Origin of the sequence: Chroococcidiopsis sp. (assembly GCF_051657925.1) — a bacterium.
Classification (GTDB): domain Bacteria; phylum Cyanobacteriota; class Cyanobacteriia; order Cyanobacteriales; family Chroococcidiopsidaceae; genus Chroococcidiopsis.
Genome location: NZ_JBOFLP010000316.1, coordinates 1 through 8,874 on the forward strand (window position 1 = coordinate 1; position 8,874 = coordinate 8,874).

Consider the following 8,874-nt stretch of genomic DNA (forward strand, 5'->3'; position numbering starts at 1 on the left):
ATCCTCTCTGCTCGCTTCGTTGGCGAGAGCTGGTATGTTGTTGAAATTGGTGTTGAAGGATTACCAGATAAGTGGCACGTTCAAGTCTACGATACTAAAGAGTGCGACCCTAACTATACCTTTAGCTCTCCTAGCCGTACTGTAGAGGGAGAAATAGAGCTGACAGATTTACCAGAACATGTTGCAAAAGTGTTGATTTTGGAGCGTCATGCAGGGAGTTAGCTAGGGAGTTAGCAAGACGATCGCAAATGCCGCTACTCTTGCATTAAAATCAGCCGCCAGGGATCTAGACGCACGTACCAAGGGAAAGGGCAATCTTTGAGATCTGCCCATTTTTCCTTGAAAACCTCGGCTTGCAGGTGATAATCCTGAGAATGTAACGGACAATCGCCTAGTTTGAGATACAGCGTCATTCGGTGTGGTGTTTCTCCTGTTTGCACTAACCAGCAAGGAAATGTATTTTCAGAGTTAGGATTGTTGGTGAAAATGAGTTGATGAGCGCGAATTCCTAAATAATTTAGTTTTGCTGGAATTGGTTCGATAACTTGTAGTTTTACTCCCCAATCGAGTGCTTCTACTTCACCAGAGCCGCTACTAATTCGAGCGCGAGAAAAGTTTTTGCAACCCGTCAGTTGAGCAATACTAAAAGTATTTGGTCGCTCAAAAATTGCCTGTTTGGAACCAGAAGCGATCGCCTGACCTTTTTCCAATACTAATAGATTACTGCAAACTCGGTAAGCTTCTTCTAAATTGTGCGTCACAAATAAAGTGATACCTGGATAAGTCGAGAGAGTTGAGATTAATTGCTTTTCTAGTTGACTGCGTAAGTGTGTATCTAGTGCAGAAAAAGGTTCATCTAATAATAGCGCTTCTGGTTGAGTCGCCAAAGCTCTTGCTAATGCTACCCGTTGCTGTTGTCCGCCTGAAAGTTGGTGAGGATATCGGTTTTCTAGTCCTTGTAATTGCACTGCTGCTAGTTGTGCTTCTATCTGTTGTTTATTTTTCGTTTTAGACATACCCTTTGGTAAGCCAAAAGCAATATTTTGAGTTACCGTCAGATGAGGAAACAAAGCATAATTTTGGAACAAGAAAGCAACACGGCGATCGCGTGCGGGAATGTTAATTCGGCGTTCCGAATCAAATAGCACTCTTCCGTTTAATACAATACGTCCCTTTGTTGGTGTTTCTATGTCAGCAATACACTGTAAAATCATACTTTTGCCAGCACCAGAAGCCCCCAGCATTCCTAAAGTTTGGCGATCGCCAGCATTAAATGACACGTTTAACTGAAAATTACCTAATTGCTTTTGAATGTCTACAATTAGTTTAGAATTAGTAATTTGTAATTGGTAATTGATAATTGGTAATTGGTGGTTAGAAATTCTTCCTCTTTCCCTCACTCCTCGCTCCTTACTCCTCACCCCTATTCTCGATTCTTGCCAAAAATTGGCAGCGGCGATCGCCGATAGAGAAATTGCTAAAATGATTGACGACCACAACCAGGCTTCATTCATTGCTCCCGCTTCTACGGCAAAATAAATTGCCATTGGCAGCGTTTGAGTTTCGCCTGGAATGTTGCCAGCTAACATTAATGTTGCGCCAAATTCACCTAAAGCACGGGCAAAAGCTAGAGTAGTTCCTGCTGAAATTCCAGGTAATGCTAAGGGCAAATTTACTCGCCAAAATACTGTAAATTCAGATGCACCGAGGGTTCTAGCTGCTCTTTGAAGATTCGGATCTATTTGTTCAAAGGCTCCCAGTGCTGTTTTGTACATTAATGGAAAAGACACTACTGTAGCTGTAATTACAGCAGCATACCAAGTAAAAACAACACTAATATTGAGTGGTTCTAGGAATTTTCCTAAAGCCCCATTTTTACCAAATAGCAATAGTAATAGAAATCCTACTACCGTTGGTGGTAAAATTAAGGGTGAGATAAAAATTCCCTCAAATAGCGACTTCCATTTTCCCCGATATCCTAACATCCAGTAAGCAGCCGCAATGCCGAGTAAAAAAGTAATTGATGTGGCAAATAAAGCCGTTTTTAAAGAAATCCATAACGGGGAAAAATCAATTAACATTGCGATCGCACCTCTATTGAGCTATCCCAAACCCGTATTTTTCAAATATCGCTCTCGCTTGCTTATCAGTTAAAAACCGAATATATTCTTTAGCAGCATCAGGATTTTTACTATTACCGATAATTGCTATAGGATAAACGATCGGTGAATGTAAATTGTCCGATGCCGTAGCTATTACTCGAACTTTATCTGATAACTTGGCATCTGTGGTATAAACAATACCAGCATCAGCATTGCCACTTTCCACAGCAGATAGTACGTTACGGACATTGTTACCAAATACTAATTTAGATTTCACTTGCTCTAAAATATCTAATTTCTTGAAGAGTTCCTCAGAATATTGTCCTACTGGTACGCTGCGAAATTCGCCTACAGCAATTCGCTTTATATTAGTGTCTGTTAGTTGCTTGAAATCGCCGATCTTCAAACTAGAAGTATTTGACACAATTAAGACAAGGCGATTAGTTAACAAATCACGACGGGTATCGGGAAGAATCAAATTTTTATCCTGCAAAGCATTCATTTGCTTTGTAGCGGCAGAAAAAAATATATCTGCTGGCGCACCTTGTTCTATTTGCTGTTGCAATGCACCAGACGCACCAAAATTATAATTAACTTTGAGCTGCGGCTGAGCTTGTTGAAAAATTGGTTGAACTTCTTTTAAGGCATCTTGTAGACTAGCAGCAGCAGATACGAGCAAAGTTGCATTTGCTTGTGCAACTACAGGAGATGGATTAAGCCAGTTTAACATAGTTGCTAAAATGAGCGCGATCGCAACTCCACAAATAAAGGCAAAAAAGTTTCTTCTTTTCATAGAACCTCTGCTTCAATATTTATTTTATTCGCCATCAATAACTAAAATTTATAGCAGATCTACAGTAAATCTGGTTTTCAAATAGATTGGATAAGCATATACTTATAATTAGTAAATATGCAGGAACCTCTAACTCTTAAAGGAGATGATGAGGCGATCGCTCGATAGCAAAAAGTATTTAAATTTACAGTTTAACGAGCATAAATAGATAGAAAATCGAGCCAACAAAACACATACAAAAGATCGACAAATGAAGATTAGCGCCCGCAATACCTTGAAAGCAACTGTCAAAAAAATTGTACCAGGAGCCGTTAATAGTGAAGTCACGTTAGAACTTGCACCTGGGGTGGAAATAGTTGCAATTATTACAAAATCCTCGGCTGAAAGCTTGGGACTTGCGGAGGGCAAAGAGGCTTACGCTGTCGTTAAATCGTCAGACGTTATGGTTGCAGTTGATTAGTCGATCGGTCAGTCGCTATTTACAAGCAACAATATGATAAATATGCCAGTACTTTTGTTCGCCTAAAGCAGTCTTGCCTGGGTGTTCTTCTTCTTGAAACCATTCAACTTTGAAGGGTTGCAGCAATTCTTCCACCTGGGCGCGGGTATGATGGCTCATATTAGGGTAAATTGCCCAAGAGTCGCGATCGCCAAATAATTGACCGCAGAAACGTCCCCCAACCCTCAATGCTGCGATAATTTTGTTCCACAAGCTAGGAAAATGTTCCGGCGGACAAAATGGTAGACAAAAACTGGCATTGATTAGATCTACTGATTCTGGCAATACCAGATCTTCAAAGCGCATCACCAAAGTTTCCAGGCGATGGAGATCCACGTCAGGACGATTTTGCAGGCGGGCGATCGCTTCTGCTGCACCATCAATCCCTAGTACCCGCCAACCCCGCTTCAGCAGTTCCACAGTGTCTCGTCCATCTCCGCAGCCCAAATCCACCGCAAATTGTTGCAACCCTTCAGATAATGCCTCAAACCTTGTCAAGGCTGACAGCAGTGTTTCTCGCGGCGGACGACCTTCTACTGCTTGGTAGTAAGCAGACCAATTTCGTTCAAAAACCTGGCTTTCTAGTTGGTCGTTCATAGGCATAATTCAGGGAGCAGAGGGGCAGAGGAGCAGAGGGGCAGAGGGGCAGAGGAGCAGAGGGGCAGAGGAGGATTCACTAACTACCAACTACCAACTACCAACTACCAATGACCAATGACCAATAACCAAATTGCTATGTCTAATTTTGTTCCAACGAGCTATGAGTGTAACAATTTTTGGGACAAACCCTAGCGCAAGCCTGACAGCCAATACAGTATTCTGGATGAACGATAGACATGACTTTGCGCTCGATTTCCTCAGCCTCCTCATCTTCCACAATTTCCCCGTCTTCGTTCAGTGCTTGCAGTAGTAGCACGTTCCGACCGCACGCTTTAAAACATCTACCGCAGCCAATACATTTATCTTGGTTAATTTCTTGCACGAATTGGGGTGTCCAGCTTTTACCCCCAAAAGTCAAACCAGTAAGTGTTGCCATAGTGTCTTCTCTCCTTAGTATATTCAGTCCGCGCCGGCAGACTTCGACTGTGTAGCCGCGAATTCTATTCGCCGAGTGTTTTTTCTCAACCGCCGGAATAGAGCAGTTAAAAATCTGGTCGTACCAACAGCTTGAATGGGTGCAGAGATCGATCGCGCCGTCAACCGCACGTATATTGCATCGGCAGATTTTTGGTTGAGAATCAGGCGATCGCCTCCTACTGCGATCGTGTAGGCAGGCGATCGCTGTTGTAGAATAATGGTGACTCCAGGTACAATGCCCATTGCTCTGAGTTTCTGTACTGTAGCCCCGTCTGCACTCTCGACTCTATTAACTACTCCCTGTTCTCCAGGTTGGAGCAAACTGAGCGAGGAGCCAAAAATGGTAAAGTCAGTAAACATATCGCGGGTACTCAGACTAAATAGGCTTCTTGGTGTGTGCGGATCGTGCAGTCAGAGCGAGGATAGGCGACACAGAGAAGCACAAACCCTTTAGCAACTTGTTCGTCATCTAAAAATACCTGATCTGACTGATCGATTTCGCCTTCAACCACTTTGCCAACGCAACTAGAGCAAGAACCAGATTGGCAGGAAAAGGGTAACTCTAGTCCTTGTTCTTCTGCGGCATCTAGAATCGTAGTAGATTCCTCAACAGGGATGGTGATGTTGAGCGATCTCTTTTTATTGATTAAATGTACTTGATAAGTCGTCATCGTCGTGTCCTCCAAAATAAATTAAGTTATCAGCTACACGGCACGCCAGCGGGAGTACAATCGCCTGCTTGAAACGATTTTCCACAGCCACAGGTATCAGTAGCATTGGGATTGCTAAACTTAAATCCGCTTTCTAGCAAGCTATCGACAAAATCGATGACAACTCCTTCCAATAACGGAGCGCTTTGTGAGTCAATGTAGATGCGTAGTTTGCCTTGCTCTACTACTATGTCGTCTACCCGTGGCGTGCTGGCAATGTTTAAGGAATATTGGTAGCCACTACAACCGCCATCCTCAACGGCAACACGAATGCCTTTTTGAGCGGAATTGTCTTCTTTGCTAGTGGCTTGCAGGAAGGTACGAAGCCGGAATTCTGCAACTTCTGTTAATGTTAGGGTCATAATATCTCCTTAAGTTAGTTGTTGGGGATGAGGAATGAAGATCCCCCTTAATCCCCCTTAACAAGGGGGAGATTGTGCTACTAGCCCCTCGGTGAGGATGTATAGCTCTTGAAGATCCCCCTTAATCCCCCTTAACAAGGGGGAGATTGTGCTACTAGCCCCCTTTTTAAGGGGGTTGGGGGATCGAGGCGATCGCGCAATCGCGAAGTAGAATAGTGCGAGAAAGCAGGAGTACCGCAAACCGGACAGTTAGGATCGTGGTAGGGGCGACGCTTGGCAAACTCTAAACTGCCCAAGTCCATCGTTAGCAGTTGAGATAGTAGCGGTTTACCGATCCCTGTAATCAGCTTGATTGCTTCTAGTGCAGTCAAACAGGCTAGGGTTCCAGATACCGCACCCAAAACGCCAAAACCGCGTTTATCCCAATCGGGCTTTTCTGGAAATATGCAAGATAAACAAGGGGTGCGATCGGGGATAATTGTGGTTAAGTATGCCTCCATGTCATTCATCGCTGCTTCCACCATTGGCTTTTTCCAGCGCACGCAAGCAGCATTTAACAAATCTCGCTCGATGAAGTTGTGGGCGCAGTCGAGGGTAACGTCAGCATTTCGTACTAAATCGTCAACATTCTCTGGCGTGACATACTCGCAAAGGGCATCGATTTGGACATCTGGGTTGATCTGTTCTAGCGTTGTTTTCGCTTTGAGAACTCTGGGTTTGCCCACCCAATCATCGCTCATGAGAATTTGGCGATTCATGTCATCTAGTCGCAGTTCGCCACCCCGTACCAGGATGAGCCGCCCAACTCCTGCTACCGCCAGGTAAAGCGCCGCCGTGCCACCCAGCCCGCCTACACCTGTCACCAGTACTGTTGACGATTTCAACCGTTGCTGTGCCTCCTCGCCAAAACCAGGAAGCATAATTTGGCGACGGTAGCGTTCTAATTCGATGGGGGTGAGGTCTAACACAGTTTTTCTCCTCAATCTACACCAATTTCTGTCAGCAAAACTACATTTTGTGGCTTCTCGTTAAACACCTTGAATAACTTTTGTTCGACAGGTTTGGAAGCAAGAAAAACATCGTAAGCTTGCTGGAGAGCATGGCGATATTGACTCAGCCGTTGCTCGTCGTCTAACTCAGGGGAAGTGCGATCGATCTCTTTGATATAGTTAGAGAACTTCTGCAAAATATGCAGGCGATTCACATTCACAAATTGAGCATCGTAAGGCAAATCAAAAAACTCAAAATATTGTTCTGCATCGACAATTTGTTGAAATTGGGCTATTCTGCTCATTTCCCTCGCTCCAATTTTGTTAGCTGTTGCTTGAGTTCATCAATCTGTCGATAGATTTCATAGGTTTGACCTGCTACATCCATAAGTTGGTTGTAATTTGTAGGTAAACCTTCTGCAAGATCGTGCAGATCCATCTTCATTTGTCCGGCTTTACTGTTAAGCTTTTTGATTTGAGTTTTTAGCTCGTTAATATCTGGGTTAACAGTAGTTTCGGTGACTTGTACCATACAAATCCTTTGAGATTTTCTATTTTTACAGTTTGCCAACTTCGGGATAACGCTGAGCTAAATCGATCGCTTTTTCAACTAGCTTGTCTGCCTCGGCTGTTAATTTCTCCAAGGAATCAAAGCCGAAGCGTTGAGCATCGCGTAAGGTTCTGGCAACTAGTAACAGACGACCAGAAAATACAAGTACCCAGCCGAAACCTTCATGACTCAAATCGATAACTACTTGGGATAATAAGCCTGTTTCTTGTTCAATTCGAGCTGCGATCGCACGGTAGAATGATAAAATTCTGCCTTTTGTCACGGGGTCAACATCGCCCTCTACAGAAATTTTGCGCTTAGCTTCTTTGCTCACAATATAGGGTTTGACAACTAATTCATCTGCCCAATTGCGATAAAAACCATAAGAATCTTGGGCGCGGATTTGTCTGACTAATTCCTGCACAAATAGAGAATTGAGGGCTTCGTTAGCAGTCGTTTGGTTGGTGGTTTCAGTAGGACTCATACAGTTACTTCCTCTTCTAATTCTGCAAAACTGGGTGATTTTTGTTGCAAGGCTTTTCGCAACCAGGGGGGAGGGCTGCCTTTCAAAGTTTGGACTAACTTTTCAAGGATATCGATAATTTCATCATCTTCAGATCTGGCTTTAATTGGTGTAATGCGTTTCTTAATTAACCGAGCTGCTGCACTTCCTCCAATTGCCGATACATAAACAATCGTGCAATCATATAGTGCTTCAATTTTTGGCAGTAATTTGTCCTCATTACCATCTTCTTTAAGATCGCCATCAAATCGGAGTGTTTCTTCAAACTGATAACCTTCTGGTGAAACTTCATAAACATCGATCTTTTTCGCCCAACCAAAGTGAGCATTAATATGAATTCTGTCGTTAGTTGTGAAGGCAATTTTCATACTGCTCCTCCGTAAGATTGGTAATTGGTAATTGGTAGTTGGTAGTTGGTAGTTGGTAGTTGGTGGTTGATGGTTAATGGTTGATGGTAATTGCCCACCTGCTCCCCTGCTCCCCTGCCCCTCTGCCCCTCTGCTCCTCTGCTCTTTTCTAGCCCCTAGCCCCCAGCCCCTAGCTCCTAATGTTTTGCTTCTTCCGCTTCCAAAAACAGGTTGCCAAGATCGAATAAAAGCTCGATCGTGCCTCGGTAGCCGACTGTGCAACGCTGTCCGTTACCCAAGCGATCGAATACGGGGAAACCAAGGCGATAGAAGGGAGTGTCGAGGCGACGGGCGATCGCTTTAGTATGAGAATTACCGATCAGCAGGTCAGAACCTACTGCTAATTGCTCGAAGTCTTCTAAGTCGCCAATCGTGACGCTTTCGACTGGTAGTTGCTCTAAAACGGGCGATTTTGTGGTTGTGACTGCGGTATGAATTTCAGTCCCCATCGATCGCAAAAACCAAGCTATTGACCACAGTAAATCTGGTTCTAGTGCTAACGCTACCTGCTTGCGCCCAAAGTAAAAGTGAGTGTCTAGCATGGCATCTTGCAACTGGCGGCGTTGGTGGCAGTATTTTTCTGGGACTTCATTGCCGCTCAAATCTACCAATCCTTGAAGGAAGTCATCGACTGCATCTAATCCAGTCAGTTGCGGAAATACTTCGTAGGGTATACCAAACTGTTTTTGCAAACTCTCCGCCGCACCGCGCAGACTCTCGCCTAGTACTAAGGTAAACAACGAACTCCCCATTGCTCTTAATTCTGCCAAAGTTGTACCACCACCCGTCACCGCGCTGTAGGAATCATCCAAGTGACCGTCGAGTGAGGCGGAAAGATCGGGTACGACAATGGGTTTTAGTC

16 protein-coding genes are annotated in these 8,874 nt (G+C 44.1%); 3 read left to right on the forward strand and 13 right to left on the reverse strand.

Annotation, left to right across the window (positions count from 1 at the left end; translation table 11 throughout):
• Window positions 1–222 (forward strand): hypothetical protein (locus ACRC32_RS25400; RefSeq protein WP_438556579.1); only part of this gene is annotated, 222 nt, incomplete at its 5' end.
• A gap of 32 nt (window positions 223–254) precedes the next feature.
• Here the strand turns inward: ACRC32_RS25400 and modB are convergent.
• Together modB and modA are read right to left on the reverse strand one after the other, a co-directional pair.
• Window positions 255–2,081 (reverse strand): molybdate ABC transporter permease subunit, encoded by a 1,827-nt coding sequence (modB, locus tag ACRC32_RS25405; RefSeq protein WP_438556580.1) that lies wholly within the window; start codon window positions 2,079–2,081, stop codon window positions 255–257.
• 13 nt (window positions 2,082–2,094) lie between these two features.
• Window positions 2,095–2,895 (reverse strand): molybdate ABC transporter substrate-binding protein, encoded by an 801-nt coding sequence (modA, locus tag ACRC32_RS25410; protein WP_438556581.1) that lies wholly within the window; start codon window positions 2,893–2,895, stop codon window positions 2,095–2,097.
• 250 nt (window positions 2,896–3,145) lie between these two features.
• Here modA and ACRC32_RS25415 point away from each other — a divergent pair, with 250 nt between their 5' ends.
• Complete coding sequence (locus ACRC32_RS25415; protein WP_438556582.1) at window positions 3,146–3,355, forward strand: TOBE domain-containing protein; 210 nt, start codon at window positions 3,146–3,148, stop codon at window positions 3,353–3,355.
• A 15-nt stretch (window positions 3,356–3,370) separates the two neighbouring features.
• Here ACRC32_RS25415 and ACRC32_RS25420 read toward each other — a convergent pair whose 3' ends face one another.
• On the reverse strand, window positions 3,371–3,997 hold the full coding sequence (locus ACRC32_RS25420; RefSeq protein ID WP_438556583.1) for a class I SAM-dependent methyltransferase: 627 nt from the start codon (window positions 3,995–3,997) through the stop codon (window positions 3,371–3,373).
• On the opposite strand from ACRC32_RS25420, the gene ACRC32_RS25425 reads away from it, so the two are divergent.
• Entirely contained in the window at window positions 3,980–4,105 is a 126-nt protein-coding gene (locus tag ACRC32_RS25425; protein WP_438556584.1) for a hypothetical protein, read from the forward strand. The two genes, ACRC32_RS25420 and ACRC32_RS25425, sit on opposite strands and share 18 nt — an antisense overlap.
• Before the next feature lie 28 nt (window positions 4,106–4,133).
• Here ACRC32_RS25425 and fdxB read toward each other — a convergent pair whose 3' ends face one another.
• The 10 genes from fdxB to nifN form a co-directional block, all read right to left on the reverse strand.
• A complete protein-coding gene (gene fdxB / locus ACRC32_RS25430; RefSeq protein WP_438556585.1) occupies window positions 4,134–4,430 on the reverse strand; it encodes a ferredoxin III, nif-specific in 297 nt (98 codons plus the stop codon).
• Between the two features lie 23 nt (window positions 4,431–4,453).
• Window positions 4,454–4,831, reverse strand: a complete 378-nt coding sequence (locus ACRC32_RS25435; RefSeq protein ID WP_438556586.1) for a FeoA family protein — start codon at window positions 4,829–4,831, stop codon at window positions 4,454–4,456.
• Window positions 4,832–4,842: 11 nt separating this feature from the next.
• Window positions 4,843–5,142, reverse strand: coding sequence for a 2Fe-2S iron-sulfur cluster-binding protein (locus ACRC32_RS25440; protein ID WP_438556587.1), 300 nt, complete (start codon window positions 5,140–5,142; stop codon window positions 4,843–4,845).
• A gap of 29 nt (window positions 5,143–5,171) precedes the next feature.
• A complete protein-coding gene (locus ACRC32_RS25445; protein ID WP_438556588.1) occupies window positions 5,172–5,543 on the reverse strand; it encodes an iron-sulfur cluster assembly accessory protein in 372 nt (123 codons plus the stop codon).
• A gap of 131 nt (window positions 5,544–5,674) precedes the next feature.
• The gene (locus tag ACRC32_RS25450) at window positions 5,675–6,511 is read right to left on the reverse strand and encodes a HesA/MoeB/ThiF family protein (RefSeq protein ID WP_438556589.1); all 837 of its coding nucleotides are present in this window, start codon (window positions 6,509–6,511) and stop codon (window positions 5,675–5,677) included.
• An 11-nt stretch (window positions 6,512–6,522) separates the two neighbouring features.
• Window positions 6,523–6,837: a nitrogenase-stabilizing/protective protein NifW gene (gene nifW / locus ACRC32_RS25455; RefSeq protein ID WP_438556590.1), complete on the reverse strand. Its 315-nt coding sequence runs from the start codon at window positions 6,835–6,837 to the stop codon at window positions 6,523–6,525.
• Complete coding sequence (locus ACRC32_RS25460; protein WP_438556591.1) at window positions 6,834–7,064, reverse strand: CCE_0567 family metalloprotein; 231 nt, start codon at window positions 7,062–7,064, stop codon at window positions 6,834–6,836. The genes nifW and ACRC32_RS25460 overlap by 4 nt, the downstream gene beginning before the upstream one ends.
• 25 nt (window positions 7,065–7,089) lie before the next feature.
• Window positions 7,090–7,566: a NifX-associated nitrogen fixation protein gene (locus tag ACRC32_RS25465; RefSeq protein ID WP_438556592.1), complete on the reverse strand. Its 477-nt coding sequence runs from the start codon at window positions 7,564–7,566 to the stop codon at window positions 7,090–7,092.
• On the reverse strand, window positions 7,563–7,973 hold the full coding sequence (gene nifX / locus ACRC32_RS25470) for a nitrogen fixation protein NifX (protein WP_438556593.1): 411 nt from the start codon (window positions 7,971–7,973) through the stop codon (window positions 7,563–7,565). The genes ACRC32_RS25465 and nifX overlap by 4 nt, the downstream gene beginning before the upstream one ends.
• 176 nt (window positions 7,974–8,149) lie before the next feature.
• Window positions 8,150–8,874: nitrogenase iron-molybdenum cofactor biosynthesis protein NifN (nifN, locus tag ACRC32_RS25475; RefSeq protein ID WP_438556594.1), on the reverse strand; the 725-nt coding region annotated here is incomplete at its 5' end.

Excerpts from the sequence above, each read along its gene's own strand:
- nifX (WP_438556593.1), bottom strand. The coding sequence starts at position 7,973 with ATGAAAATTGCCTTCACAACTAACGACAGAATTCATATTAATGCTCAC.
- ACRC32_RS25415 (WP_438556582.1), top strand. The coding sequence starts at position 3,146 with ATGAAGATTAGCGCCCGCAATACCTTGAAAGCAACTGTCAAAAAAATT.
- ACRC32_RS25465 (WP_438556592.1), bottom strand. The coding sequence starts at position 7,566 with ATGAGTCCTACTGAAACCACCAACCAAACGACTGCTAACGAAGCCCTC.
- fdxB (WP_438556585.1), bottom strand. The coding sequence starts at position 4,430 with ATGGCAACACTTACTGGTTTGACTTTTGGGGGTAAAAGCTGGACACCC.
- modA (WP_438556581.1), bottom strand. The coding sequence starts at position 2,895 with ATGAAAAGAAGAAACTTTTTTGCCTTTATTTGTGGAGTTGCGATCGCG.
- ACRC32_RS25435 (WP_438556586.1), bottom strand. The coding sequence starts at position 4,831 with ATGTTTACTGACTTTACCATTTTTGGCTCCTCGCTCAGTTTGCTCCAA.
- ACRC32_RS25420 (WP_438556583.1), bottom strand. The coding sequence starts at position 3,997 with ATGCCTATGAACGACCAACTAGAAAGCCAGGTTTTTGAACGAAATTGG.
- ACRC32_RS25460 (WP_438556591.1), bottom strand. The coding sequence starts at position 7,064 with ATGGTACAAGTCACCGAAACTACTGTTAACCCAGATATTAACGAGCTA.
- nifW (WP_438556590.1), bottom strand. The coding sequence starts at position 6,837 with ATGAGCAGAATAGCCCAATTTCAACAAATTGTCGATGCAGAACAATAT.
- ACRC32_RS25445 (WP_438556588.1), bottom strand. The coding sequence starts at position 5,543 with ATGACCCTAACATTAACAGAAGTTGCAGAATTCCGGCTTCGTACCTTC.
- modB (WP_438556580.1), bottom strand. The coding sequence starts at position 2,081 with ATGTTAATTGATTTTTCCCCGTTATGGATTTCTTTAAAAACGGCTTTA.
- ACRC32_RS25440 (WP_438556587.1), bottom strand. The coding sequence starts at position 5,142 with ATGACGACTTATCAAGTACATTTAATCAATAAAAAGAGATCGCTCAAC.